We start from the raw sequence: 26264 nt of genomic DNA, 5'->3' as shown, positions 1-26264 counted from the left end.
CCGGCAAGTCTTCCCTTTCTTGAGCGAGGGCCCATGCGCAAGGCGTTGATCGTCCTTCTCGTGCTGGTCCTGCTGGCGGGCGGTGGCGCCTGGTGGGCGCGGGAGCAGTATGTTTCCCCCGGCCCCCTGGCCGAGGCGACCGCCATCGTGGTGCCGCGCGGCAGTTCCCAGGCCATTGCCGAGGTGCTGGTGGAGCGGGGCGCCATCCGCGATGCCCGCGCCTTCACGCTGGCCGCCCGGCTGACGCGTTCCGAAGGGCCGCTGCGGGCCGGTGAATACCTCTTCCCCGCCCATGGTTCGCTGGAGCAGGTGCTGGAGGTGCTGCGCGAGGCCCGGCCGGTGCAGCGCCGCCTAACCCTGCCGGAAGGGCTGACGGCCAAGCAGATCGCCGCCCTGATCGATGCCGCGCCGGGCCTGACCGGCGATACTCCCGCGCTGGATGAAGGCGCGCTGCTGCCCGAGACCTATTCCTACCAGTATGGCGATACCCGCGCCGCCCTGGTGCGCCGCGCCACCACCGCCATGAGCGCGGCGCTGGAACGGCTCTGGAAGGACCGCAGCCCCGGCCTGCCGCTGGAAACCCCGCGCGAGGCGCTGGTGCTGGCTTCCATCGTGGAGCGCGAGACCGGCATGCCGGAGGAGCGGCCACGCGTCGCCGCCGTCTTCCTGAACCGGCTGAAGCGCGGCATGCCGCTGCAATCCGATCCTACCGTGGCCTATGCCGCCGCGGATGGCGCGCTACTGGAGCGGCCGCTGACGCGCGCGGACCTGGACCGCGACCATCCCTTCAATACCTATCGTGTACGCGGCCTGCCGCCGGGGCCCATTGCCAGCCCGGGCGAGAAATCCCTGGAAGCGGTGCTGCACCCGGCGGAGAGCGACGACCTCTACTTTGTCGCCGATGGCAGCGGCGGCCATGCCTTTGCCCGCACGCTGGAAGAGCATAATCGCAACGTCGCCCGCTGGCGGCAGATCGAGCGGCAGCGAGCCGCCCCACGGTGAGTGCGGCCGCGGCGCCGCTTTCGGCCTCCGGGCTCTGGCTGCGGCTTCTGGTGATCGCGGGGCTCTGGGGCTCGGCCTTTCCGCTGCTGCGCTTCGTCGCGCCGGCCATGCCGCCGCTGGCGGTGGCCTCGGTGCGGGCGCTGCTTTCGGCCCTCGCGGTGCTGGCCTTCCTGGCCGTGACAGGCAAGCTTTCCCGGCCGCGCGGCGCCACCTGGTGGCATATCCTGGCCGTCGGCACGCTGAATGGCTGGGTGCCGAACATCCTGACCGCCACCGCCATGCGCGGCATCGAGAGCGCCCCGGCGGCGCTGATCCAATCCGCTTCCCCGCTGCTGGTGGGGATGATGAGCCTGCTGCTGCTGCGGGAGGAGAAGCCGGGTCCCGCCACCTTCGCGGGGCTGCTGCTGGGCCTGCTGGGCATCGGGCTGATCCTGGGGCCAGCCGCCCTGACGGAGGGCGCGGACCTGGGTGCCGCGCTGATGATGCTGGGCACCGCCGCTTCCTATGCCCTGGGCACCGTTTATGTCCGCCGGGTGCGGCCGGAGGTGCCGGAGCATCTGGTGCTGGGCCAGCAGGTGGTGGCCATGCTGGTGGCGGCGCCGATGGCCCTGGCGCTGCATGGCGTGGCGGTGCTGGACCAGCCGGCTGAGATCTGGCTGGTGTTGCTGCTGCTGGGGGTGGCCTGCTCGGCGGTGCCGCTGTCGCTCTTCATCGCGCTGCTGGGGCGGGCGCCGGCGGCCAAGGCCTCGATGGTCAGCTACCTGCAGCCGCTCTTCGCCGCGCTGGTGGGCGCGGCCTGGCTGGAGGAATGGCCGGCGCCGCAGGTGCTGCTCGGCGGCCTGGTGGTGCTGGCCGGCGTCTGGATGACTACGCGGCGCTGACATCCTTGGCCGGCACGGCGCGGGAGGCCCAGGCCATCAGCCCGGGCGGCAGCATCCCCAGCAGCCGGAACAGCGCATAGGTGCGGCGCGGATAGGCGACCCGCTGCCGGCCGGAGGCGATGCCTTCCAGGGTGCGTCGCGCCGCTTCCTCCGGCGAGATCATGAAGGGCATGGGGAAGCGGTTGGGCGCTGTCATCGGCGTGCGGATGAAGCCGGGGCAGATGCTGTGCAGCCGGATGCCGCGCCGCCGCTGGGTGGCATCCGTGGCCTCCGCCCAGCGTTGCACGGCCGCCTTGCTGGCGGAATAGGCCGGCGCGCTGGGCGCCGCCACGAAGCCCACGACGGAGGCGACGATGCCGATCCGCCCGCGCAGCCCATCCGCCCCTGGCGCCTGTGTGGCCATGCGGGCCATGGCGGGCAGGGCGGTGTTCAGCACGCCGTTGAGATTCGTCTCGAAGACGGCGCGCACCTGCTCCCCAGGCTCCGTGCCGCCGCCGGTGCCGCCGGAGATCCCGGCATTGGCTAGCAGCAGGTCGATCCGTCCCATGCCATTCACCCAGGCGGCGCAGGCGGCGGCATCACGCACATCCAGCGGCGTCGCCATGACCTCGGCGCCCAGGGCGTGGCAGGCTGCGGCGGTATCCTCCAGCCGGGTGGTGTCGCGCGCCGCCAGATGCAGCACCCGGCCCGGCGCCGCATTGGCCAGCGCCAGGGCACGGCCAAGGCCGGAAGAGGCACCGGTGATGGCGACATGCGCCCAAGGCAGATCCGTCACGTCTTGCATCCTGTCGCAGAGGGATGGAGAAGGCCGCCCATGGCTCTTTCCTCGATGACCGGTTTTGCCCGGCAGGCCGGCACCTTGCCGGATGGCACGGGTTTCGTGTGGGAATTGCGCAGCGTCAACGGGCGCGGCCTGGATGTGCGCTTGCGCCTGCCCCCTGGCCCCGATCAGTTGGAGCCCCGGTTGCGGGACGCGGCGCAGTCCCGCTTCAAGCGCGGCAATATCTCTGCCAGCCTCAGCGTGAAGCGCGAGGAGCGCCCTGCACCGCGCCTGACGCCCGACCCGGTGGCGCTGGAACAGGCCCTGGCCCTGGCTCTGGAGGTGGCGGCGCGCATCCCCGGCTGCCCGGCGCCGCGCGCCGAGTCGATCCTGGCCATGCCCGGCGTGCTGCGCAGCGAGACCCCGGAGCCGCGCGAGGAAGAGGCCGAGGCGCGCAATGCCGCCCTCTCCGCCGGCTTCCTGCGCGCGCTGGAGGATCTGGCCGAGGCCCGGCGGGAGGAGGGCGAGAAGCTTTCCGGCATCCTGCACGCGCTGCTGGATGAGATCGCGGCCCTGGTAGAGCGCGCCGCCGCCCTGGCGGCCGAGCAGCCTGCCGCGCATCGCGCCCGCCTTTCGGCCGCCCTGGCGGAACTGCTGGACGGCGAGCGGCGGGTGCCGGAGGAGCGGCTGGCCATCGAGGTGGCGCTGCTGGCGCAGAAATCCGATGTGCGGGAGGAGCTGGACCGGCTGGCCGCGCATGTCGCCGCCGCCCGCGCCCTGCTGGATGGTGGTGAGCCAGCGGGGCGGCGGCTGGAATTCCTGGCGCAGGAATTCGGGCGCGAGGCCAACACGCTCGGCGCCAAATCCGCCAGCCTGGGGCTGACCGGCATTTCCCTCGATCTGAAGGCCGCCATCGAGCGGCTGCGCGAGCAGGCGGCGAACGTCGAATGAACCAGATTTCCCGCCGGGGCCTCTGCCTCGTGCTTTCCGCCCCCTCCGGCGCCGGCAAGTCCTCGGTCAGCCGGGCGCTGCTGGAGCGGGAGCCGGACCTGCGGCTTTCGGTCAGCGCCACCACCCGCCAGCCGCGTCCAGGCGAGGTGGAAGGCGTGCACTACTTCTTCCGCGAGCGGGAAGAGTTCCAGCGCATGATCGCGGCCGGCGAGCTGATCGAGCACGCGGAGGTCTTCGGCCGCTTCTACGGCACGCCGCGCATGGCGGTGGAACGGGCGCTGGCGGCGGGGCGGGACGTGCTCTTCGACATCGACTGGCAGGGGCACCTGCTGCTGCGGCAGGCATTGCCGGGCGATGTGGTCGGCGTCTTCCTGCTGCCGCCGGACCTGGCGGAGCTGGAACGCCGCTTGCATGGCCGTGGGCAGGATTCCGCCGAGGAGATCGCCCGCCGCATGGCTGCCGCCCGGGATGAAATCAGCCACTACGGCGATTTCGACAATGTGCTGGTGAACCACGACTTCCACCGCACGGTGGAAGAGGTCCGCGCCATTCTGCATGCTGGCCGCACCGCGCGGCTGCGGCAGCCCTGGTTGCCTGAATTCGTGTCCGGGCTGCTGGGGCAGTGAGGGGCGCGGTGCCCGCCGCATGATCTTCCTGCTGACCATCGTGGCGCCGATCTTCGCGATGATCGGCATCGGCTACCTGTCCGCCTACCGGCAATGGGTGACGGACCAGGGGCTGAAGGGGATGAATGGCTATGTCTTCAACCTCGCGCTGCCCTGCCTGATCTTCAACGGCGCCACCACACCGCATCCCGGCGGCGGCGCCACGGCCTTCGCCTTCTTCACCGGCTGCCTGGCAGCCTATGCGCTGGCGGTGCTGCTGGCCCGCACGCTGCTGCGGATGAAGCTGGGGGAAGCGGGGACCTTCGGCCTCAACGCCTCCTTCGGCAACAGCGGCATGATCGGCGTGCCGCTGATCCTGGCGGTCTATGGCCAGCCGGGGCTGGCGCAGCTGCTGGCCATCATCGGACTGCATTCGCTGATCCTGCTGCCCATCGGCACCGTGATCGGCGAGATCGCGCATGGCGGGCAGGCGCCAGTGCTGAAGATCCTGCGCGCCACCCTGGCCTCGGTGCTGCGCAACCCCATCGTGCTGGCGGTGCTGGCGGGCTTCGTGGTCTACCAAGCCGGCATCCCGGTGCCCCGGGTCGGGCGCAACTTCCTGGAGCTGGTGGGGGCCTCGGCCTCCCCGGTGGCGCTCTTCTGCCTGGGCGCGACCCTGGTGGCCTTCGATGCGCGGCGGGACTGGCCTTCCGCGCTGCTCTGCGCCGGGCTGAAGCTGCTGTTCATGCCGGTGCTGGTCGGGCTGGTGGGCTGGGCCATCGGCCTGCCGCCCTTGCAGATGGCCGTGGCCCTGGTGACGGCGGCGCTGCCCACCGGCGCCAACGCCTTCTTCCTGTCGCGCCGCTATGTGGCCGGCGCCGAGCGTTCCGGCGCCACGGTGCTGCTGTCCACCATCCTCTCGGTGGTGACCCTGACGCTCCTGCTGCTGGCGCTGGGGGCGGGCTGAACCCGCCCCGCCGCGGCCTTAGTGCAGCCGGAACTCGCCCCCGGCGTAACGGAACTCCGCCGGCTTGGTCAGCGCGGCGGAGGCGACGCGCACCGAATGCAGCGGCCCCTCAATGTCACGTTGCCAGAAGGCGAGGAAGCGGTGCAGCTCCGGGAAATTCGGTGCGTGGTCCAGCTTCTGCCAGATGAAGGTCTGCAACAGGCCCGGATGGTCGGGCAGGTGGTAGAGGATCTCGGCGGTGGTCAGCCGCCAGTCTGGAATGCATACGAAGGACTCGATGTCACGCAGCAGCATGATCGTTGTGTCTCCGCTTGGTTAAGGCCGTCGGCCCTTCCAACCCACAACCGCCATCTTGCCACGGCTTGCAGCGCAGCGGCCAAGAAAAACTTTTGGTTTCAAAGTGTTAGCACTCATCACGGCAGAGTGCTGACAAACGCTTGACGAGCCGCGCAGACTTCCCTAGATCGCTTAGCACTCTCCTGGGGTGAGTGCTGACAGGGCTTGCTGGTCCAGGAGAGCCAACCGTCACTGGGTGCGCCTGAAAGAGGGCGCCAGGAGAGGGCCATGAGCTTCCGTCCGCTGCATGACCGCGTTGTCGTTCGCCGGCTGACCGCCGATGAGAAGACCGCCGGTGGCATCATCATCCCCGACACCGCCAAGGAAAAGCCGCAGGAAGGCGAAGTTGTCGCCGTCGGCTCCGGCGCCCGTAACGAGCAGGGCCAGCTGGTCGCGCTCGACGTGAAGGCCGGCGACCGCGTCCTGTTCGGCAAGTGGTCGGGCACCGAGGTCAAGATCAAGGGCGAAGAGCTCCTGATCATGAAGGAATCCGACATCCTGGGCATCCTGGCGGCCTGAACGGCCCCGTTTGCCTGACGCGATTCCAACAGAACAGACAGAGGTAGAAGACAATGGCTGCTAAGGACGTGAAGTTCGGCGCCAACGCCCGTGAGCGGATGCTGCGCGGCGTGGACATCCTGGCCGATGCCGTGAAGGTGACGCTGGGCCCGAAGGGCCGCAACGTCGTGATCGACAAGTCCTTCGGCGCGCCCCGCATCACCAAGGACGGTGTGACGGTCGCCAAGGAAATCGAGCTGTCCGACAAGTTCGAGAACATGGGCGCGCAGATGGTGCGCGAAGTGGCCTCGAAGCAGAACGACCTGGCTGGCGATGGCACCACCACCGCCACCGTTCTGGCCCAGGCCATCGTCCGTGAGGGCGCCAAGGCCGTGGCCGCCGGCATGAACCCGATGGACCTGAAGCGCGGCGTCGACAAGGCCGTGGCCAAGATCGTCGAGGAACTGCAGGCCAAGACCAAGAAGATCACCACCTCCGCCGAGGTGGCCCAGGTCGGCACCCTTTCCGCCAACGGCGAGGCCGAGATCGGCCAGATGATCGCCGAGGCGATGGAGAAGGTCGGCAACGAGGGCGTGATCACGGTTGAGGAAGCCAAGGGCATCCAGACCGAGCTCGACGTCGTCGAGGGCATGCAGTTCGACCGCGGCTATGTCTCCCCGTATTTCATCACGAATGCGGAGAAGATGATCGCCGAGCTCGAGAACCCGTACATCCTGATCCACGAGAAGAAGCTGTCCCAGCTGCAGCCGATGCTGCCGCTGCTGGAGACGGTGGTGCAGTCGGGCCGCCCGCTGATCATCGTGGCCGAGGACGTGGAAGGCGAGGCGCTGGCCACCCTGGTGGTCAACAAGCTGCGCGGTGGCCTGAAGATCGCCGCCGTGAAGGCCCCGGGCTTCGGTGACCGCCGCAAGGCGATGCTGGAAGACATCGCGATCCTGACCGGTGGCCAGGTGATCTCCGAGGACCTCGGCATCAAGCTCGAGACCGTGACCCTCCAGATGCTGGGCCAGGCCAAGATGGTCCGCATCGAGAAGGAGAACACCACGATCGTCGACGGCGCCGGCTCCAAGGAGGACATCCAGGGCCGCGTCGAGCAGATCAAGGCGCAGATCGAGGAGACCACCTCGGACTACGACCGCGAGAAGCTGCAGGAGCGCCTGGCGAAGCTGGCCGGCGGCGTGGCCGTCATCCGCGTCGGTGGTTCCACCGAGGTCGAGGTGAAGGAGCGCAAGGACCGCGTCGACGACGCGCTGCACGCGACCCGCGCCGCGGTTGAGGAAGGCATTGTTCCGGGTGGTGGCGTGGCCCTGCTGCGCGCTTCCCTGAAGCTGGCCGACCTGAAGGGCCTGAACAACGACGAGCAGGTTGGCATCGAGATCGTCCGCCGCGCCATCCAGGTGCCGCTGAAGCAGATCGCCGAGAACGCCGGCAAGGACGGCGCCGTGATCGCCGGTGAAGTCCTGCGCGACGACACCTACGAGTACGGCTACGACGCCCAGCTGGACGGCTACAAGAACCTGGTCGAGGCCGGCATCATCGACCCGACCAAGGTTGTGCGTACCGCCCTGCAGGATGCGGCCTCCATCGCGGCCCTGCTGATCACCACCGAGGCGATGATCGCCGAGAAGCCGGCCAAGCCGGCGGCTCCGGCCGGTGGCCCGGGCGGCATGGGCGGCATGGGCGACATGGACTTCTGATCTCCGTCGGGGGGACCGGTTTCCGGTTCCTCCACCAGGATCGAAAGTTCGAAAAGAGGGGCGGTCTTCGGACCGCCCCTTCTTTTTTGAGATGAGTTCTGTTCCAGTTCGATAACGGGTTTGCGTTGACAGGGGCTTGACGATCTGGCCCACTCGTTACGCCACCGCTGCTGATCGCCTTGCCGTGCCTCCGGACGACCCGGGCGCCCATCAAGCCGTGAACCGGATGGGATAACCGCCCTGGCGATGTTCGCCCGGGCCAGCCAGTGAGAAGGAGTGGGTCGCCATGGCGATCGGCACCGTGAAATGGTTCAACGCCACCAAGGGCTTCGGCTTCATTGTCCCGCAGGATGGCGGCAAGGACGTGTTCGTCCATATCACTGCCGTGCAGCGTGCCGGTCTGCAGGGGCTGCAGGAAAACCAGAAGATCAGCTTTGAGGTGGTGCAGGAGCGCGGCAAGGCCGCCGCCACCAATCTGAAGCCGCTCTAAGCCAAAGAGCTGGAGCGGGGGCCCTGTGCCCCGCCTTGGACGGCCCACGCCTCTGGCGCGGGCCGTTTTTCTTTGCCTTCAACCAGTTACCGGCATGAAGCGTGAGCAAAGTTAAATTGGGGCATAAAAAGGGCGAAAGCAGGGCAAATATGTCTGCTGCATTGCACCAGAATGGCTAGATAGCGGCAGACCTCACGAAATAGAGAGAAGTTCCGTCGTGCCGCGCCGTTTCGTTGCCTTTGCTATAGCTTTGATGCTGCTGGTGTTTTCCTCCGATGCCATGGCGGCGGGCGGGCGCAAGGGCGATCTGAGCCTGACGGCTGTTGTTGGCGGTGCCCTGCCTTACTCGACGGATGGTGGCGGCTATCTGGTGACGCGGCTGATCAGCCCCGACCAGAATGCCCGCATAATCGACTTCGCGGCCCAGGCACCTTTCGGGCGGGACATGGGGAAGGTCTTCGATGCCCGGCCACAATTCGGCCTGGGCGGCCGCTATGAACTGGGCAAGACCCCCGGCGGCCTCAAGCTGACCCTGCGGGCCATGGTCAGCACCGCGATGGAGCGGCCTTCCGAGGGCGAGCGCCCGCTCCTCGGTGTCGCGGGCCTCACCGTCCTATTCTGATTCCCAGCCGATGGCACGCCGCAGGAAGGCGGAACCCAGGGCCATGAAGCGCGCCGTCTCGGCATTGTCCTTGCCATAGCCATGGCCGCCGGCGGCGGGCTCGTAGAAGCGGGCATCGTAGCCGAGCTTCTGCAGCTTCGCCGCCATCTTGCGCGCATGGCCCGGATGCACCCGGTCGTCCCGCCGCGTGGTGGCGATCAGGATGGGCGGATAGGGGCGTCCCGGCTCGGCGGCATGGTAGGCGGAGAAGTGCCGCATGAAGGCCCAGTCCTCCGGCACCGCCGGGTCGCCGTATTCGGCGATCCAGCTCGCGCCCGCCAGCAGCTTGGCATAGCGCCGCATGTCGATCAGCGGGATGGTGCAGAAGAGGGCACCGAAGCGCTCGGGGTAGCGGGTCAGCATATTGGCGATGAGCAGGCCGCCATTGGAGCCGCCTTCCGCCGCGATCCGCCCCGGCACCGTCACGCCGCGCCGCACCAGGTCGGCAGCCACGGCGGCGAAGTCATCATGGGAAAGACGCTTGTCCTCCCGCCGCCCGGCCTCATGCCAACGGGTGCCGAATTCGCCGCCGCCACGGATATGCGCCACCACCGCCGTGCCGCCGCGCTCCAGCCAGAGATGGCCGGTGCTGCCGCGGTAGGAAGGCTGCATCGTCACCTGGAAGCCGCCATAGCCGGTCAGGTGCACGGGCGCGTCGCCGCTCTCCTCCGCCGGGCCGGTCTGCACATAGGGGATGCGCTCGCCGTCGGAGGAAATCGCCTCATGCCGCGTCACGCGCAGGCCGTCGGCGTTGAAGAGGCGCGGCGCCTGCCGCAGCAGCAGCGGCGCAGCCAGCCGGCTGGCGGAGGTTTGCAGCAGGGTGGGCGGCGTCAGCGGGTCCTGGGCCAGGGCCAGCAGGGTGCCGTCGGATTCCTCCGCCTCGGCATCCAGGGGCCAGACGCTGACCACGCCGATCTCCGGCAATCCTTCCAGCGGGCGGGAGGTCCAGGTGCCGTCCTCCCGCTGGGTCCAGAGTGTGTGCACCGGGCGCAGGTCGTCCAGCACCGAGAGCACCAGCCGCCCGCCGCACCAGAAGAACCCGTCCAGCGCGCGGCGGGGCGCGGGCTCAAAGAGCACGGTCAGGTCGCGCTGGTTGTCCAGCAGGGCGGAAAGGCGGGTGCCCAGCAGCGTGTCGGGCGGGTAGGTGGTCTCGCTCACTGTCCAGGGGGTGCGGGGTTGCAGCACCACCCTGTCGCCATCCCAGTTGATGCGCATGTCGGTGGGCAGGTTGAGGTGCCAGCGCGGTCCGTTACGGTCGCCCAGGAAGACCGACATGTCGAAGAAGCCGATCTGGTCGAAGAAGACCACCCGCTCCGCATCGGCCGAGCGGTCCACGCCGCCCCAACTGCCCATGTGGTTGGCCGCGACCTCGAAGAGCACCGGGGCCGCCATCGGGCTCTCGCCGCGCGACCAGCGGCGGATGGTGCGGGGATAGCCGGATTCCGTCGCCATGCCCTCGCCCAGGGCGGAGGACAGGATCAGCGTGTCGCGGTCCAGCCAGGCGGCGCTGCTCTTGCCCTCCGGCAGGTCGAAGCCGCCGGGCACGAAGGCGCGGCTGGTGAGGTCGAATTCCCGCAGCACCACGGCGTCGCCGCCGCCGCGCGAGAGGCGCAGCAGCGCCCGCTCATGCATCGGCGGCAGGGTGATGGCGCCTTTCCAGATCCAGTCCTCGCCTTCCGCCGCCGCCAGGGCATCGAGGTCCAGCAGCACTTCCCAGTCGGGCGCTTCGCCGCGGTAGGATTCGAGGGTGGTGCGGCGCCAGAGGCCGCGCGGATGCTCGGCATCCTGCCAGTAGTTATAAAGCAGCCCGCCGCGCCGGGTGACATGCGGGATCTTGTCCGGCCGGTCCATCATCGCCTTCAGCGCGGCGGCATCGGCGGCCACGCGGGCATCGGAAAGGCGGGCGAGGGTCTTCTCGTTCTGGGCCTCGACCCAGGCCAGGGCCTCCGCGCCTTCCACCTCCTCCAGCCACAGGAAAGGATCGTCGTCCGGGTTCTCGAGGGTCGGGCGGGCGTCGGGGGCGATGGTCATGCCGGGCTCAGGCCATCTGGTACCGCGCCTTGGCGGCGCGTTCGATGGCGCCGGCGATCAGCCGGTCGATATCCATGCCGATGCGGAAGTCCTGGAGGAACTGCAGCTCGCCCTGGGTGGCCTCGCCATCGGCGGCGGCGACCTCGCAGGCCAGCAGATAGGCGGTCTCGCGCAGGCGGGGCGGCAGGGCGTCGCGCATCATGGTGAAGGCGCGGTCCAGGCCATCGGTCTGTCCCAGCAGGGCGAGGCAGGTCTCGGTCACCGGCTCGATCTCATGCGCCTGGAAGCCCGCGAAGACGGGCAGTTCCTGCACCAGCCGCGACATCATGCCCAGTTCGGCGTCGGACATGTGCTGGTCCGCCGCGGACATCAGCACCATGGCGCAGATCAGTCCTTCATGGACGGTGAAATGGGACTTGGTATGCGGCATGACGTTCAGGTTTTCCTCGGTTCCATCCGGCGTATCGCGGCCGTGACACAGCTTCAACCCGGCGGAAGCGCGGGGGATGCAAGAAAAGCGGCAGTTTGGCGCACGGCTTCCGCCAGCCCGAGCCGCCGGGGCACCACGCCCTCCGGCAGCCCGCCGAGCAGGCGGGAGGGAGTGCGCGGGTCCAGCAGCACGAAGACGCCCCGGTCGTCGGCGCGGCGGATCAGCCGGCCAAAGGCCTGGCGCAGCCGGTGCCGGGCGATGCCGTCATCATAGGCCGTTGGCCGCCCGCCGGAGAGATGAATCCGCCGTTCCCGGTGCAGAATGGAGGGGCGGGGCCAGGGCACGCGGTCAAAGACCAGCAGGCGGAGCGCGCGGCCGGGCACATCCACGCCATCGCGCAGCGCATCGGTGCCGAGCAGGCAGGAATCCTCCTCCGCCCGGAAGATGTCCACCAGGGTCGCGCTGTCCATGGCATCCACATGCTGGGCGTAGAGGGGGATGCCGGCTTCGGCCAGGGCGGGGGCGATGCGGGCATGCACGTCCCGCAGCCGGCGGATGGCGGTGAAGAGGCCCAGCGCGCCGCCGCCGGAAGCCAGGAAGAGCTGCTGCATCGCCGCCGCCACCTGGCCGGGGCTGTCGCGGTTCATGTCCTCCACCACGATGGCCAGGGTCTGGTTGGCGTAATCGAAGGGCGAGGGCAGGGCAGCGCGGATGGCGGGGTTGGGCAGGTGCTGGACGCCGGTGCGCGCTTCCGCTTCCCGCCAGGCGGCCTCCGGGTCGCGCTTCGCGGAATTGTCGCGCAGGGTGGCGGAGGCGATCAGCACGCCATGCGCCGGGGCCGCCACCTGGGTGGCGAAGGGCACGGTGGGGTCCAGCCAGTGGCGGTGCAGCCCGGCATCGACGTCGCGCCCGTCGCGCCGGGTCAGCGCCAGCCAGTCCACATAAAGCGGCCGGGTGCCCGGCTCCGGTGGCGGTTCCCGCAACTGGCGCAGCATGGCCAGCCAGGCGCCAAGCGGGATCAGCGCGCGGCGCTCGATGGCACGGGCGGCGGTGTCCAGGCGGATGCGGTCGCCGGTTTCCAGCTCCTGCTCCGGGTCTTCCAGGATCTCGTTCAGCAGCTTTTCGAGATGCTTCAGCGGCGCCTGGAGGCGTTGCAGCGCGTCTTCCAGCGCGGCGGCGGCGGCGGGGACATCCTCGTGCAGCGGGTAGAGATCGGCCTCGGCGTCGTAAAGCGGGTCGGCCTCGGCGGTGCGGGCCAGGACCTGGGCGCGGGCGGCGCGCAGGAAGTCCTCACCGGGGCGGGGAGTATCGCCGGGGGCATCCTCCCAGCGGTCCCACCAGCCGGAGGCGGGCAGGGCGCGGGCCATCTGCTCGGTATGGTCCAGCGGCGGGATCAGCGTGGGGTACTGGGGCAGCAGTTCTTCCAGGCGGCGGCGCAGGCCACGGGCGCGGCCCCGCCCGCCCTCGCTGCCCAGCAGCCAGCGGCGGACCTCCGCCATCTCGGCGCCGGAGAGCGCGGCGGCGAAGGCGCCATCGGCGGCATCGAAGAGGTGGTGGCCCTCGTCGAAGACATAGCGCAGCGCGGCGCCGGTCTCGCCATCGCCGCCGCGCGGGCCGAGCGCGGCCTGCACCATCACCAGCGCATGATTGGCCACGACAAGGTTGGCGGTCTGGGCACGGCGGATGGAATGCTCGACGAAGCAACGCTTCCAGTGCGGGCAGGCGGAATGGATGCATTCCCCCCGCCGGTCCGCCAGCAGGGAAATGGCGCCGGCGGGAAACAGCTCGGAGATCCAGCCGGGGAAGTCGCCGCCCATCAGGTCGCCGTCCCGGGTCGCGCCGGCCCAGCGTGCCACCAGGGCCAGCGCCACGATGCGGGCGGGCATGGCGCCGCTGACCGCCTCGTCATAGTTCAGCAGGCAGAGGTAGTTCTCGCGGCCCTTGCGGATCACGACCTTGCGGCGGCGCTCCTCCGGGTCCGGGTAAAGGCGGGCCAGTTCCTGGTCGAGCTGCCGTTGCAGGTTGCGGGTATAGGTGGCGATCCAGACCGGGGCGCCATTGCGCTCGGCCCAGAGGCTGGCGGGGGCGACATAGCCGAGCGTCTTGCCGGTGCCGGTGCCGGCTTCCGCCAGCACAAGCTGCGGCTCGCCCGGCACCTCGCGCGGCGCGAAGGCCATGCTGGCGGCGGAAGCGAAATCGCCCTGGCTGGGGCGCTGCTCGGCACCCTCGCCCAGGATCTCCGCCAGGCGCGTGCGGGCCTCGGCGGCGGTCACGGGCAGGCTGGCGGGGGGCGGGGCGGGGGCGGCTTCCTCCCATTCGGCCAGGGTGCGCCAGACCTTCAGCCCGTCATTGCTGCCGCGCGCCTTGGGCTGGCCCAGCGCCGCCAGCACCGCATCCGCCCAGGGCCAGTGCGCGGCATCGCGCAGCCGGGCGGCCAGCATGGCGGCATCGCGGTTGGGCTGCGCGTTACGGGCGCGGGCGAGGCGGCGGAGGATCTCCGTCGCGATCTCCGGCAACAGGGCGGCGGCGGATTCCGCATCCTCCGGCGGCGGCAGGTCCAGCGCCAGGGCCAGGCCGCGCGGGGTAGGCGGCGCCGGCTGGGCCGGCAGCGTGAAGGCGAAGAGTTCCAGCAGGTCATAGGCGCCGGGGATGGAGGAGATGCCGAGGCGCTTGGCCATGGCCGGCGCATGCACCAGGATCGGCGGGCCCATCTCCCGCAGGGCTTCCACCGCGTCGCGGGCGCGCAGGGTGGATAATTCGCCATCCGGGGTCAGCAGGACTGCCGCGCCATGGGTAGCGGCGATCAGCGCAGGGGCATCGGGCAGCAGCAGGCTGGGGGGCTGAGGCGCAGGGGGCACGCCGTATCCTAGGGGCAAAAGGCGAACGAAGCCATGATGAGCGGACCTGCGGAATGCGTGCGTTGACCACCAGCCTTCGCCCTGGCATGGGGCGGGCATGACCGCCGATCCCACGCTCCGTACCATCAAGGCCTGGCCCTTCGAGGAAGCCGCCAAGGTCGCCGATCGACTGGCCGCGTCGGGGAAAAAAACGGCGCTGTTCGAGACGGGCTACGGCCCCTCGGGCCTGCCCCATATCGGCACCTTCGGCGAGGTGGCCCGCACCACCTGGGTGCGCAATGCCTTCACGCGCCTGACCGGGCTGCCCTCCAAGCTGTTGGCCTTCTCGGACGACATGGACGGGCTGCGCAAGGTGCCGGACAATGTGCCGAACGGCGACCTGCTGCGGCAGCACCTGGGCAAGAGCCTGACCGCCGTGCCGGACCCCTTCGGCACCCATGACAGCTTTGGCGCCCATAACAACGCGCGGCTGCGCAGCTTCCTGGATGCCTTCGGCTTCGAATACGAATTCGCCTCCGCCACCGACTACTACAAGTCCGGCCGCTTCGACGCCGCGCTGATGCGGATGCTGGAGGCGCATGAGGAAGTGCGGCAGGTGATCCTGCCGACCCTCGGCCCGGACCGCCGCGCCACCTATTCGCCCTTCCTGCCGGTGCACCCGAAGACCGGCGTGGTGATGCAGGTGCCGATGGAGGAGACCCGGCCGCAGGACGGCACCGTGGTCTGGCGCGACCCCGAGACGGGAGAGCGCTTCGAGACGCCGGTGACCGGCGGCCACGTCAAGGCGCAGTGGAAGGCGGACTGGGCCATGCGCTGGTTCGCCCTCGGCGTCGATTACGAGATGTCGGGCAAGGACCTGATCGACAGCGTCAAGCTGTCCTCCCAGATCTGCCGCGTGCTGGGGGCCGAGCCGCCGGTCAGCATGACCTATGAGCTCTTCCTGGATGCCAATGGCCAGAAGATCTCGAAGTCCAAGGGCAATGGCCTGACCATCGAGGAATGGCTGCGCTACGCGCCACCCGAGAGCCTGGCCTATTTCATGTACGGCCAGCCCGGGCGCGCCAAGCGGTTGCATTTCGATGTTATCCCGCGCGCGACGGACGAATACCTGCAGCAGCGGGAGAAGCTGCGCGCCGGCCTGGACCCGGCCAACCCGGATTGGCACATCCATGGCGGCGAGGCGCCCAATACGCCCGAGCCGCCACTGACCTTCGGTATGCTGCTGAACCTCGTCACCGTCTCGGCGGCGGATACGCCGGAGCGGCTGTGGAAGTTCGTGCGCAACTACGCGCCCGAGGCGACGCCGGAGAACCAGCCGCTGCTGGCGCAACTGGTGGAATATGCCGTCGCTTATTCCCGCGACTTCATCCTGCCCGGCCTGCGCCCGCGCGCGCCGACGCCGGAGGAACGGCCGGCCTTTGAGGCGCTGGTGGAGCTGCTGAAGCAGCATCAGGCGGAGATCGAGGCCATGCCGCCGGGGCTGACCCAGGCCGAGTTCATCCAGACCCTGGTCTATGACGCCGGGCGGCGAGAGCCCTTCCTGGTGCCGGCCAAGGATGGCGGGCGGCCGGGCGTGAACCGCGGCTGGTTCAGCGCGCTGTACCAGGTGCTGGTGGGCACGGACCAGGGGCCGCGCTTCGGCTCCGTCGCCGCCGCCTATGGCATCCCGGAAACGATCCGGCTGGTGGAGGAGGCCCTGGCCCGCCCTGCCGAGCCGGAATCCGCTGAGGCCGGCCAGGCGTGAGACCGGTGCTGGCCCTGCTGCGGCGCCATGGGCCCACAGCCTTCGGCCTGCTGCTGCTGGCCGGCGCCATCTATGTCGTCCAGAAGGAATTCCGCGACCTGTCCATGGCCGACATCCTGTCGGCCGTGGGGGCTGTGCCGGGCAGCGCGCTCTGGATCGCCGGTGGATGGACGCTGCTGGCCTATGGGGTGCTGACGGTCTACGACCGGCTGGGCTCGGTCTATGCCGGCAAGCCGGTCAGCTACCTGCGGACCTCGCTGGCCTCCTTCTGCGCCTATACCCTGGCCCATAACCTGGGGGTCGCGGCTGTCTCCGGCGCCGCGGTGCGATACCGCTTCTATGCCGCCTGGGGGCTGACGGCGGTTGAGATCGCCAAGGTCATCGCCTTCACCAGCCTGACCTTCGGCCTGGGCGGCATGGCGCTGGGCGGCGCCGTGCTGGTCCTGGAGCCAGAGATCCTGCCCTGGTTCCGCGACAACATGCCGCATTGGGCCATGCAAGGCATTGGCGTGGCGCTGCTGGCGGTGGTGGGCGCCTATCTCGTGCTCTCCCGCGTGCTGCCGCATTTCACCATCTTCGGCCACAAGATCGACCTGCCGGGCTTCCGCATGGCCCTGATGCAGACGACGCTGGCAGTGGTGGATGTCGTGGTCACCACCATGATCTTCTATGTGCTGCTGCCGCCGGCGGAGGGGCTGACCTTTGTCCGCTTCCTGGGCATCTACCTCGCCGCCTATTCGGCGGGGCTGGCGGCGAATGTGCCGGGCGGGCTCGGCGTCTTTGATACCGTGATCCTGCTGGCGCTGCAGCCCTATGTGCCGGCGCCGCAGGTGATCGGCGCGCTCTTCCTGTTCCGGCTCTACTACTACATCGTGCCGCTCTTCATCGCCGGCGCGCTCTTCGCCGGCTTCGAGCTGAGCCAGCGCCGCCACCTGCTGGGTAGCTTGGGCACCGAGGCGCGGGTGGCGGATTCGCTGGAGGGGCCGGCACTCTCCGGCCTTTCCGCCGTCATGGGCGTGGCGCTGCTCTTTATCGGCGCGCTGCCTTCCCATGGCACCTGGCTGGCGGAATGGGCGGGGGAGTGGGCGGCGCTGGCCGGGCATTTCGCCGCCTCCGTCATCGGCTCCCTGCTACTGGTCATGGCCTATGGCATGCTGCGGCGGCTGCGGATCGCCCGCATCGGCGGCATCGTGCTGTTGCTGCTGGGGGCGGCGGCGGTGGCGCTGAAGGGTGAGCCCTGGTGGCTGGTGGTGATCTTCCTGCTGCCGGCAGGGTTGCTGGCCGGCATGCGCAGCACCTTCTATCGCGATGCCCGGCTGACGGGGGAGCCGCTGTCCTTCAGCACTGTCATCTCGCTGACGGCGAGCCTGCTCTGCGCCCTGCTGCTCGCCAGCATCGCCTGGAGCGGGCCGGTGACCGAAGATCCCTGGTGGATGGTGCCCTTTTCCTCCGATACGCCGGCCTCGCTGCGGCTGGCGGTGGGGGTCGCGGGGGTGCTGCTGCTGGTGGCGGTGTTCCGGCTGCTGCGTCCTTCCCGCCTCGTTGCCGCGCCTTACGACGAGGCGGCGCGTGCCCGGCTGAAGGCATTGGGTGCCACCGTGCCGGAGGAGGCCGATGGCGCCATCCTGGTCGAGGGCGCCGGCTTTGCCTTCCGCAAGCTGCCGGACACGTGGATCGGGCTCGGCGACCCGGCGGGGGAGGAGCAGGCGCGCATCACCGCGCTCTGGCGCTTCCGCGATATCTGCGAGCGCAATGGCGTCAGCCACGCCTTCTGGCGTGTCGGTCGCACCATGTTGCGGGCTTATGAGGATACAGGGCTGGCAGCGGTGGCGCTGCCGGATGGCAGCTTCCTGGCCGCCGACAGCGAAGGTGACCCTAGCGTGCTGCTGAAGCAGATGGAGCGGGGCTGAGGCCCCGCGCCCTTACTGGCTGGCCCAGAGGATGCGGTGCATCCAGGCGATCTCGGAGAGGTCGAAGCTGTAGTTGGGATGGGCCGGGTTCAGGCTGGCCAGCTCGATTCGCCGCGCCGACTGGCGCAGCAGCTCCTTGGCCATCACCTCGCCCCGTGCCGTGCGCACCACCACCCGGTCTCCCCGCCGCACGGGTGAATTGGGCGAGACGATGATGGTATCCCCGTCCCGGAACACCGGCTCCATGCTGTCGCCGGAGATTTCCAGTGCGTAGGCATTGGGGTCGGAGAGTTCGGGCGTGCTGATCTCGTCCCAGCCGGCGCCGACGGGATAGCCGCCATCGCCGAAATAGCCCTCGCTGCCCGCCTGGGCGAGGCCGAGCAGCGGGATGCGGCGGCCCGGATTCGGGCGGCTGCTGTTGTGCAGCGTCGGCGCGCCGGTCACCAGGCCGGCGAAGCTTTCCATCTCCGTGCCGGTGGCTTCCAGGATCTTGGCGATGCTTTCGGTGGAGGGCCAGCGCGGCCGGCCATCGGCGCCGATTCGCTTGGAAGGATTGAAGGCTGTGGGGTCCAGCCCCGCGCGGCGTGCGAGGCCGGAAGCGGAGAGCCCGTGCTCGGCCGCCAGGGCGTCGATCGCCCGCCAGATGTCGTCATGACGCATAAGCCTATCATCCTAAAGGCCGGGGGTTGTGGCAAGACGACAATCCTAGGAAAGTGATCACAGATAGGTGTTGACGCCTAGGTGCGAAACGTTTGATGTTCCTGTTGTGTTCACGTTCAGGTAGGAAAGGACACACCCTGATGCCCGCCGCCCTTCGCACCAACTCCACCCCGGTTCTCTCCTCGATGTCCAAGGCCGAACCCTTCCTCTCCGCCGAGGAAGCCTGGATCTGGACCATGTCCGCCCTGGTCGCCCGCCGCGAAGGCGCGCGCATCGTGGCCGGCGCCGGCAGCAAGCAGCGCCCCTGCGAGCCGGATGACGTGGTCAAGTGCCTGGACCGCCTCTACCGCCAGCGGCGAATCGACCTGGTGCATGCCCGCATCATGCGGATCTGGGGCGAGCGGGGCATGGCGCCGGACCCGCGCCACCTGGGCGAGAAGAACGACTGGCGGATCTGGAACGAGGCGATGCAGCGCCTGGACTGGCCGCTGCGGATGAAGGGTATCGTGGCGGGCGGCGCGCGTCCCAGCGGCATGGCCGAGGTGGTGGAGCTGGCGGCCCGCTGCCCGGTGGAGGGTGGCGCGTGAGGCGGAAGGTGCTGGCACGCAAGCCGGCACCAGCACGGCGGCGGGGGCGGGTCGCACCTGCGCCGCTGGCCAGGGTGCCTGTGGAGCAACACGCCGCATCCCTGGAAGGGGGTGCGGCGGAGCCGATTCGGGCTTCGCACCGTCATGCCCTGGCGGAAGGAGCGCAGCGGGTGTGGATCGGCTTTGGCGGGCGGGCGGACCGACTGTGGCTGCGGCTGCTGCGGCCGGGCTTCCGCCATTGCTTCGCGGCGGTGGAGGATGCGCAGGGCTGGACGGTGGTGGAGCCGCTCTCCGGCCGGTTGCTGGTGGCGCGGCCGGTGCTGGTGCCGGGTTTCGACCTGCCGGGATTCTATCGCCGCGCCGGGCTGGTGGTGCTGGGGCCTTTCACGCCAGGCACGCCGCATTGCGGCTGGCTGCCGGCGCTTTCGCCTTATTCCTGCGTCGCCGTCTGCCGTGCGCTGCTGGGCAAGGGTGCGCCTTTCGCGATGACGCCGCGCGGGCTGTTCCGTGCTCTGGAGAAATCGCTCGACGGTTCGGAAAAAATTCTTGACGAAAGGAATTTCGTCCTGTAGAACCATCCTTGTCAACGGGCGAGCTGCGCCCGCTGACTTTCCTCCCGATCCCGAACTTGAACGGGCCCGCGCCGATCCCCTGGCGCGGGCCCGTTTCTTTTTGGACGGGTTCCTGCCGCAGCCACAAGGAGTCCGCACGCGCATGGGTGGCCTGATGAAAGCCCCGAAGCCGGTGGTGGTGACCGCATCCCAGCCCGCCGCCGTTGCCCCCGCCGTGAACGCGGCCGAGGTAGCGGCCACCGCCCAGGCGGCGCGCGTGGAGAACCAGGAGCGCGCGCGGCGCGGCCTGGCCGGCACCATCGCCACCTCCGATCGCGGCGTTCTGGGCGAGGCACCGCGCCCCGCCGCCAGCGCCCGCAAAACCCTGCTGGGGGAGTAACCGATGCCCCGCAACGAGATGACGCCGGAGGCGGTGCTGGCCCGCCATGCCGCCGCGCTGGAGCGCCGCCGCCCCTGGGAGGCCGTCTGGCGCGAATGCTACGACCATGTGCTGGCCACGACTCCGGGCAGCGGCGGCCCGATGCTCTATGATGCGACGGCCGCCGATGCCGCCGAGCAGCTCTCCGCCAGCCTGCTGGCCGAGCTGACGCCGCCCTGGTCTCGCTGGTTCGGCCTGGCGCCGAGTCGGGCACTGGAGGAGGGGCCGGATGCCGCTGCCGCCGCTGCGGCATTGGAAGAGGCGGCGGAAGTGCTGCAGGGGCACCTGGACCGCTCCAACTTCGCGCTGGAGATGCACCAGGCCTTTCTGGACCTGGTGGTCGCCGGCACCGGCGTGCTGCTGGTGGAGGAGGCGCCGCCAGGCGAGAGCAGCGCGCTGCGCTTCACCGCCGTGCCGCTGACCCAGGCGGTGCTGGAGGAAGGTGCCGGTGGCCGGCTGGATACGGTCTATCGCGCCACGATGCTGGAGGCTGGTGCCATCGCCCGCCGCTACCCCACCGCCATCCTGCCCGCCGGGCTGGGGCCGGAGGAGGAGGGCGATGCGCCCGTGCGCTTCCGGGTGGTGGAGGCGGTCTGGCCGGATGGGCATGGCGGCTGCGGCTATCTCGCCGTGCTGGACCATGACGGCCGCGCCGTGCCGCTGGCCACCGGGCGTTTTGCGGACAGCCCCTTCATCGCCTTCCGATGGCTGAAGGCGCCAGGCGAGACCTATGGCCGCGGCCCGGTGATGAAGACGCTGCCGGATATCCGCACCGCCAATAAGGTGGTGGAGCTGGTGCTGAAGAATGCCTCCATCGCCGCCACCGGTATCTGGCAGGCCGAGGATGATGGCGTGCTGAACCCGGCCACGGTGCGGCTGGTGCCGGGTGCCATCATCCCGAAGGCGCCGGGTTCCTCCGGCCTGACGCCGCTGGCGGCGCCAGGGAATTTCGATGTCTCGCAACTGGTGCTGGAGGACCAGCGCCGCCGCATCCGCGCGGCACTTCTGGCCGACCGGCTTTCCGCGCCGCAGGACGCCCGCATGACGGCGACCGAGGTGCTGGAACGTTCCGCCCAGACCGCGCGTCTGCTGGGTGCGACCTATGGCCGACTGCAATCGGAACTGCTCTCGCCGCTGGTGGCGCGCTGCCTTTCCATCCTGCGCCGGCGCGGCGAGGTGCCGCCGATGCTGCTGGACGGGCGCGAGGTGCGATTGACCTACCAGTCGCCGCTGGCCCGTGTGCAGGGCCGCGCCGATGCGGCGAATACGCTGTTGTTCCTGCAGGCGGCCTCCGCGCTCGGCGCCGAGGCGGTGAAGCAGATCGACATCACCGCCGCCACCCGACACCTGGCCCGCGCGCTGGCCGCGCCGGCCGGGCTCCTGACCCCCATCGCCCCCACCGAGGAGTGACTGCCCGCATGTCCGAGAACCTGCTCGAAGCCGCGGCGCCGGACGCGCCTGAGGATGTGCCGGAGAAGTTCCGGGACGAGGCCGGCGCGCTGCGCGTCGATGCGCTGCTGAAATCCTACAAGGAATTGGAGAAGCGCATGTCCCAGCGCTTCGCCCCGCCCGCGCCGGATGCGCCGGAGGAGGAGAAGCAGCGCTTCCGCCGCGCCATCGGCGTGCCGGACTCGTATGAGGAATACAGCGTCGAAGCAAAGCACGACCTCTGCGGCCCGGATGCGGAGATCAACAAGCGGCTGCATGAGGCGGGCTTCACCTGCGCCCAGGTGCAGCTGGTCTATGACCTGGCCGCCGAGCGCCTGCTGCCGCTGATCGCCGAGGCCGCCGCCGATTACGAGGCCGAGAAGCAGCGCGCCAAGCTGGCCGAGGCGCTGGGCGGCGAGGCGCAGTTCAAGCGCCTGGCGCCGCAGATCGCCGCCTGGGGCCGTGCCAATCTGCCGCCGGGTGCCTTCGAGGCGCTCTCCACCACCGCCGAGGGCGTGCTGGCGTTGCATGGCATGATGGCCAAGGCCGAACCCAGTCTGGCGCGCGAGGCCGAGCCCGCCGGCGGCGTGGATGAGCAGGCGCTACGCAAGATGATGCGCGACCCGCGCTACTGGCGCACCCGGGAGCCGGAATACGTCAAGCGCGTGACCGAAGGCTTCAAGCGGCTGTTCGGCAACAGCTGAACCGATAGCGGCAGGGTTCCGCAGCCCCGCTCGCCCTGCCGCGGCGGGCCGCTGGCGCGGTGCATTGCACCCCGGCGGCCTGCCTCCCCGAAATCCGCCTCGCCCAACCCGCAACCGTGGGCGCGATGGCGCGCGCGCATCGCCGGCCCCGATACCGGGACCAACCGCGCGGTGCGGGCATCACACCCAAACGTCTCCTTCAAGGAACATCCGATGTCCGCCACGATCGACCAGGTTTTCGCGAAGCAGTTCGAGTCCGAGGTGCATGAGGCCTATCAGCGCCAGGGCAGCAAGCTGCGCCCCACGGTGCGCAGCAAGAATGGCGTGCGTGGCGCCTCCACCGTGTTTCCCATCGTCGGGCGTGGCACGGCGGCGGCGAAGGCGCGCAACGGCGCGGTGCCGGTGATGAACCTGTCGCATTCCCACGTGGAATGCTTCCTGCAGGACTATTATGCCGGCGAATGGATCGACCGCCTGGACGAGCTGAAGACCAATATCGATGAGCGCGCCGTGGTGGCCAATGCCGGCGCCTATGCGCTGGGCCGCAAGACCGATGAGCTGATCATCGCCGCCATGGATGCCGGCACCCGCGAGGCCATCGGCACCGCCGCCGGCACCACGGATACCGATGGGCTGACCAAGGCCAAGGTGCTGCTGGCCTTCGAGATGCTGGGCGCTGCCGATGTGCCGGATGATGGCAACCGCTTCGCCATCGTTGGCTGGAAGCAGTGGAGCGACCTGCTGCAGATCCCGGAATTCGCCAATACCCAATATGTCGGCGATGACGAGCTGCCCTGGAAGGGCACGCAGGCCAAGCGCTGGCTGGGCGCGACCTGGATGCCGCATTCCGGCCTGACCAAGAGCGGCGACCTGCGCTTCTGCTACTTCTACCACAAGACGGCCATCGGCCATGGCGTGGCGCAGGAAGTTGCCACCGACATCACCTGGCACGGCGATCGCGCGGCCTATTTCGTCAACAACATGATGAGTCAGGGCGCGGTGCTGGTCGATGAGACCGGCGTTGTGCGGATGCGCGCCTTCGAGGCCTGAGCACGGCGCGGTCGGGGGCTTTGTGCCCCCGGCCGGCTATCCTTCTCTTCACCGCCGATCAGGAGTTCTGCCGATGGCGCTCTCTGCCCTCGTCCTCTGCTCGCGCGCGCTCCTCAAGATCGGCGCGCAGCCTGTCGCCTCCTTCGATGAAGGCACCGCCGAGGCGGAGGTGGCGGCGAATCTCTATCCATCCGTAAGGGACGCGATGCTCTCCTCGCACCCCTGGAGCTTCGCGACCGGGCAAATGGACCTGCCGCGCCTGGCGGAACTGCCCTTTGCCGATTACCGCCACGCCTATCAGGTGCCGGCGGATTTCCTGCGCGTGCTGTCCGCCGGCAGCGGCGGGGCGGGGCGCGGGTTGTTCTACCGCCTGCATGAGCAGCGCCTGCACACGGATGCCGATCAGGTGACGCTGACCTATGTGTTCCGGCCTGAGGAAAGCGAGTTTCCGCCCTTCTTCGCCGCCGCGCTGGTGACGCGGCTGGCCGCCGAGTTCTGCATCCCGCTCACCGAGAGTACCTCACGCGCCGAGATGCTGCACCGGATGGCCGATGGCGAGTTCCGTGCCGCGCGGCTGGCCGACAGCCAGCAGGCCACGGTGAAGGCCATCGAGGATTTCCCTTTGATCATGGCGCGGGGGTGAGGGCATGGCCATGGGCCGCAGCGTCAAGACCAGTTTCACCGCGGGGGAACTCGGCGACCAGCTTCTGGGGCGGGGCGACCTGCGCGCCTTCGAGAATGGCGCGCGGCGCCTGCGCAATGTCTTTATCCAACCCACTGGCGGCGTGACGCGCCGTCCCGGCCTGCGCCACGTTGCGCTGCTGCCGGGCAAGGCGCGACTGATCGCCTTCGAGTTCAACACGGAGCAGACCTATCTGCTGGTGCTGACGGACCGGCTCTTGCAGGTCTTCATGGGGGATGTGCTGGCGGCGCAGCTTGTGGCGCCCTGGACGGAAGGCATGTTGGACCACATCGCCTATACCCAGAGCGCCGATACATTGCTGGTGGTGCATCCGGACCTCCCCCCGCAGCGCATCAGCCGCAGCAGCCATGCTGACTGGAGCATTGCCGGCTGGTTCTTCGTGGAACAGCCTTTCCACCGCTTCGCGCCAACCAGTGTCACGCTGGCCAGCAGCGCGACGACGGGCGCGGTGACGCTGACAGCTAGCGCCAATGTCTTCCAGCCGGGCCATGCCAATACGCTGCTGCGCATTGGCTTGAAGAAGGTGCTGGTGACACAGGTCATCTCGCCCACGGTGGCGAGCGCGGTGGTGCAGGAGCCACTGGACGGCGTGGCCGCGACCGCCGATTGGGATGAGGCCGCCTTCAGCGCCGCGCGCGGCTGGCCCGTGACCGTCTGCTTCCACCAGGACAGGCTGGTGATCGGCGGTGCGCGGGACCTGCCGAACCGGCTGTGGTTGTCTCGCTCCGGCGACCTGTTCAACTTCGATCTCGGCACCGGCCTGGATGACCAGGCGATCGAGTTCGGCCTGCTGTCGGATCAGGTGAATGCCATCCGCGCCGTCTTCTCGGGGCGGCATCTGCAGGTCTTCACCTCGGGCGCCGAATGGATGGTGACGGGCGATCCGATGACGCCGGCTTCCATCCAGTTGCACCGGCAGACGCGTATCGGCTCGCCGGTCGCGCGGATGATCCAGCCGGTGGATGTCGATGGCAGCACCATCTTTGCCTCGCGCGCGGGTCAGGGGATCTACGAATATGCCTATACCGACGTGCAGCAGGCTTATCAGGCCAGCGATCTTGCGCTGGTGGCGCGGCATCTGGTGCAGGCACCAGTGGCCATGGCTTACGACCAGACCCGGCGGCTGCTGCATGTCGCGATGGAGGGCGGCTGGCTCGCCACGCTGACACTCTACCGCACCGAGCAGGTCACGGCCTGGACGCGTCAGGATACCGAGGGGCGCTTCTCCTCGCTGGCCGAGATCGATGGCACCGTCTGGTGCGTCAGCTTCCGCATGGGAGGCTGGCGGCTGGAGCGTTTCGACGATGCCCTCGCGGTCGATGCCGGCCTGAGCGGCGAGAGCAGGACCGAGAAAGCCGCTTGGAGCGGCCTGGATCATCTGCTGGGCGCGACCGTGCAGGTGGTGGCCGATGGCGCGCCGCGCGGCCCTGTGCCGGTGGTGCGGGGTGCCGTGGCGCTGGATGCGCCGGCCTTCTCCGTGCAGGCGGGCCTTGGCTTCACACACCTGATCGAGCCATTGCCGCCCTTGCTGTTCTCTCCCTCGGGTTCGCGCGCCGGACCCTTGCGGCTGGTGAGCGCGACCTTCCGCCTGCTGGATACGGCGGCGCTGGCCGTTGACCTCGGCCGCGGCGCCGCGCCGGTGCCCTTCCGGCGCATGGATACGCCGATGCTGGATGCCGCGCCCCAGCGCTTCACTGGCGATGTCACGCTGCGCGGCCTGGGCTGGCGCCGCGACACTATCCAGCCGCTCTGGCGCATCGAGGGCGATACGCCGCTGCCGATGACGCTGCTTTCCGTCACCACCGAGACCAGGATGACCGATTGATGGCCCAACTCGTTCCCATCGCGGCTGTCGCCGGCACCGCGGCCTCGCTTTACGGCACGGTGCGCCAGGGGCAGCAGCAGGCCGCCACGGCCAAGGCGCAGGCGCGGCAGCAACAGCAGGAATTGGATGCCCGTACGCAGCAGCTGGCCACCGCGCAGGCTGCCGAGGCACGCAGCCGGCAGGACAAGCTGGAGCGCACCGTGTCGTCCACCCGTGCACGGCTGGCGGCTTCCGGCGTCAACCCTGACCAGGGCTCAGCCGGTGCCATAACCGCCGGCCTGGCGCAGGATGCGGCGGAGGCAGCGGCCGATAGCGCCGGCACCTACGAGGCGCGGCTGGCATCCGGCCGCAGCAGCCTGCTGAACGCCGATGGCTCGCTGACCACCTGGCTGCGGGCCGGCAACAGCTTCGGCAGCGCCGTGCGCAACCTGCTGGACTGACGAATCGCGCCCCGCCGCGAGGCCCGGGCTTTCCC

General features: G+C 69.6%; 26 protein-coding genes. 20 read left to right on the top strand and 6 right to left on the bottom strand.

What is annotated here, in order from left to right; all coding sequences use genetic code 11:
- Nucleotides 1–33: 33 nt before the first annotated feature.
- A complete protein-coding gene (gene mltG / locus IBL25_RS05265) occupies nucleotides 34–1002 on the top strand; it encodes an endolytic transglycosylase MltG (RefSeq protein WP_187777503.1) in 969 nt (322 codons plus the stop codon).
- Nucleotides 999–1883 carry a DMT family transporter gene (locus tag IBL25_RS05260; RefSeq protein WP_187777502.1) on the top strand — a complete coding sequence of 295 codons (885 nt, stop codon included), beginning with the start codon at nucleotides 999–1001 and terminating at the stop codon, nucleotides 1881–1883. The genes mltG and IBL25_RS05260 overlap by 4 nt, the downstream gene beginning before the upstream one ends.
- Here IBL25_RS05260 and IBL25_RS05255 read toward each other — a convergent pair.
- A complete protein-coding gene (locus tag IBL25_RS05255) occupies nucleotides 1870–2667 on the bottom strand; it encodes an SDR family NAD(P)-dependent oxidoreductase (protein WP_187777501.1) in 798 nt (265 codons plus the stop codon). The genes IBL25_RS05260 and IBL25_RS05255 overlap by 14 nt on opposite strands.
- A gap of 30 nt (nucleotides 2668–2697) precedes the next feature.
- On the opposite strand from IBL25_RS05255, the gene IBL25_RS05250 reads away from it, so the two are divergent.
- The 3 genes from IBL25_RS05250 to IBL25_RS05240 are packed head-to-tail and all read left to right on the top strand — an operon-like array spanning nucleotide 2698 to nucleotide 5166.
- Nucleotides 2698–3594 (top strand): YicC/YloC family endoribonuclease, encoded by an 897-nt coding sequence (locus tag IBL25_RS05250; protein WP_187777500.1) that lies wholly within the window; start codon nucleotides 2698–2700, stop codon nucleotides 3592–3594.
- Complete coding sequence (gmk, locus tag IBL25_RS05245; RefSeq protein ID WP_187777499.1) at nucleotides 3591–4220, top strand: guanylate kinase; 630 nt, start codon at nucleotides 3591–3593, stop codon at nucleotides 4218–4220. Before IBL25_RS05250 ends, gmk begins: the two co-directional genes overlap by 4 nt.
- 19 nt (nucleotides 4221–4239) lie before the next feature.
- On the top strand, nucleotides 4240–5166 hold the full coding sequence (locus IBL25_RS05240) for an AEC family transporter (protein WP_187777498.1): 927 nt from the start codon (nucleotides 4240–4242) through the stop codon (nucleotides 5164–5166).
- Nucleotides 5167–5184: 18 nt separating this feature from the next.
- Here IBL25_RS05240 and IBL25_RS05235 read toward each other — a convergent pair whose 3' ends face one another.
- Complete coding sequence (locus tag IBL25_RS05235; RefSeq protein WP_187777497.1) at nucleotides 5185–5460, bottom strand: usg protein; 276 nt, start codon at nucleotides 5458–5460, stop codon at nucleotides 5185–5187.
- A gap of 270 nt (nucleotides 5461–5730) precedes the next feature.
- Between IBL25_RS05235 and groES the strand changes: the two genes are divergently transcribed.
- From groES to IBL25_RS05215, 4 genes are all read left to right on the top strand, one after another.
- A complete protein-coding gene (groES, locus tag IBL25_RS05230; protein ID WP_187777496.1) occupies nucleotides 5731–6021 on the top strand; it encodes a co-chaperone GroES in 291 nt (96 codons plus the stop codon).
- 53 nt (nucleotides 6022–6074) lie between these two features.
- Nucleotides 6075–7718 (top strand): chaperonin GroEL, encoded by a 1644-nt coding sequence (gene groL, locus IBL25_RS05225; protein WP_187777495.1) that lies wholly within the window; start codon nucleotides 6075–6077, stop codon nucleotides 7716–7718.
- Between the two features lie 286 nt (nucleotides 7719–8004).
- Nucleotides 8005–8208: a cold-shock protein gene (locus IBL25_RS05220; protein ID WP_007434677.1), complete on the top strand. Its 204-nt coding sequence runs from the start codon at nucleotides 8005–8007 to the stop codon at nucleotides 8206–8208.
- A gap of 217 nt (nucleotides 8209–8425) precedes the next feature.
- The gene (locus IBL25_RS05215) at nucleotides 8426–8830 is read left to right on the top strand and encodes a hypothetical protein (RefSeq protein WP_187777494.1); all 405 of its coding nucleotides are present in this window, start codon (nucleotides 8426–8428) and stop codon (nucleotides 8828–8830) included.
- On the opposite strand, the gene IBL25_RS05210 is transcribed toward IBL25_RS05215, so the two are convergent.
- Genes IBL25_RS05210 through IBL25_RS05200 form a run of 3 tightly spaced genes read right to left on the bottom strand, consistent with a single transcriptional unit; the run spans nucleotide 8822 to nucleotide 14188 of the window.
- On the bottom strand, nucleotides 8822–10900 hold the full coding sequence (locus tag IBL25_RS05210; protein ID WP_187777493.1) for a prolyl oligopeptidase family serine peptidase: 2079 nt from the start codon (nucleotides 10898–10900) through the stop codon (nucleotides 8822–8824). The two genes, IBL25_RS05215 and IBL25_RS05210, sit on opposite strands and share 9 nt — an antisense overlap.
- A gap of 7 nt (nucleotides 10901–10907) precedes the next feature.
- A complete protein-coding gene (locus IBL25_RS05205; RefSeq protein ID WP_187777492.1) occupies nucleotides 10908–11330 on the bottom strand; it encodes a tellurite resistance TerB family protein in 423 nt (140 codons plus the stop codon).
- A gap of 53 nt (nucleotides 11331–11383) precedes the next feature.
- Nucleotides 11384–14188, bottom strand: coding sequence for an ATP-dependent DNA helicase (locus IBL25_RS05200; protein WP_379656010.1), 2805 nt, complete (start codon nucleotides 14186–14188; stop codon nucleotides 11384–11386).
- 97 nt (nucleotides 14189–14285) lie between these two features.
- Between IBL25_RS05200 and IBL25_RS05195 the strand changes: the two genes are divergently transcribed.
- The gene (locus IBL25_RS05195; RefSeq protein WP_187777490.1) at nucleotides 14286–15932 is read left to right on the top strand and encodes a lysine--tRNA ligase; all 1647 of its coding nucleotides are present in this window, start codon (nucleotides 14286–14288) and stop codon (nucleotides 15930–15932) included.
- Between the two features lie 5 nt (nucleotides 15933–15937).
- On the top strand, nucleotides 15938–17842 hold the full coding sequence (locus IBL25_RS05190; protein ID WP_367615561.1) for a putative bifunctional lysylphosphatidylglycerol flippase/synthetase: 1905 nt from the start codon (nucleotides 15938–15940) through the stop codon (nucleotides 17840–17842).
- A gap of 12 nt (nucleotides 17843–17854) precedes the next feature.
- Here the strand turns inward: IBL25_RS05190 and IBL25_RS05185 are convergent, their stop codons facing one another.
- On the bottom strand, nucleotides 17855–18502 hold the full coding sequence (locus IBL25_RS05185) for a S24 family peptidase (RefSeq protein ID WP_187777488.1): 648 nt from the start codon (nucleotides 18500–18502) through the stop codon (nucleotides 17855–17857).
- 140 nt (nucleotides 18503–18642) lie between these two features.
- On the opposite strand from IBL25_RS05185, the gene IBL25_RS05180 reads away from it, so the two are divergent.
- From IBL25_RS05180 to IBL25_RS05140, 9 genes are all read left to right on the top strand, one after another.
- The gene (locus tag IBL25_RS05180) at nucleotides 18643–19089 is read left to right on the top strand and encodes a hypothetical protein (RefSeq protein WP_187777487.1); all 447 of its coding nucleotides are present in this window, start codon (nucleotides 18643–18645) and stop codon (nucleotides 19087–19089) included.
- 170 nt (nucleotides 19090–19259) lie between these two features.
- Nucleotides 19260–19661, top strand: coding sequence for a hypothetical protein (locus IBL25_RS05175; protein ID WP_367615560.1), 402 nt, complete (start codon nucleotides 19260–19262; stop codon nucleotides 19659–19661).
- Between the two features lie 142 nt (nucleotides 19662–19803).
- Nucleotides 19804–20040, top strand: a complete 237-nt coding sequence (locus tag IBL25_RS05170) for a hypothetical protein (protein WP_187777486.1) — start codon at nucleotides 19804–19806, stop codon at nucleotides 20038–20040.
- 3 nt (nucleotides 20041–20043) lie between these two features.
- Entirely contained in the window at nucleotides 20044–21489 is a 1446-nt protein-coding gene (locus IBL25_RS05165; RefSeq protein ID WP_238940230.1) for a portal protein, read from the top strand.
- An 8-nt stretch (nucleotides 21490–21497) separates the two neighbouring features.
- Complete coding sequence (locus IBL25_RS05160) at nucleotides 21498–22211, top strand: capsid assembly protein (RefSeq protein ID WP_187777485.1); 714 nt, start codon at nucleotides 21498–21500, stop codon at nucleotides 22209–22211.
- A gap of 213 nt (nucleotides 22212–22424) precedes the next feature.
- The gene (locus tag IBL25_RS05155) at nucleotides 22425–23261 is read left to right on the top strand and encodes a phage capsid protein (RefSeq protein WP_187777484.1); all 837 of its coding nucleotides are present in this window, start codon (nucleotides 22425–22427) and stop codon (nucleotides 23259–23261) included.
- Between the two features lie 73 nt (nucleotides 23262–23334).
- On the top strand, nucleotides 23335–23904 hold the full coding sequence (locus tag IBL25_RS05150; protein ID WP_187777483.1) for a hypothetical protein: 570 nt from the start codon (nucleotides 23335–23337) through the stop codon (nucleotides 23902–23904).
- Nucleotides 23905–23908: 4 nt separating this feature from the next.
- A complete protein-coding gene (locus tag IBL25_RS05145) occupies nucleotides 23909–25789 on the top strand; it encodes a hypothetical protein (protein WP_187777482.1) in 1881 nt (626 codons plus the stop codon).
- Nucleotides 25789–26229, top strand: coding sequence for a hypothetical protein (locus tag IBL25_RS05140; protein ID WP_187777481.1), 441 nt, complete (start codon nucleotides 25789–25791; stop codon nucleotides 26227–26229). Before IBL25_RS05145 ends, IBL25_RS05140 begins: the two co-directional genes overlap by 1 nt.
- The last annotated feature ends 35 nt before the right edge of the window (nucleotides 26230–26264 follow it).

Source organism: Pseudoroseomonas ludipueritiae, assembly GCF_014490445.1.
GTDB classification, from domain to species: Bacteria; Pseudomonadota; Alphaproteobacteria; order Acetobacterales; family Acetobacteraceae; genus Pseudoroseomonas; species Pseudoroseomonas ludipueritiae.
This window is presented reverse-complemented; position numbering and strand designations above follow the sequence as displayed.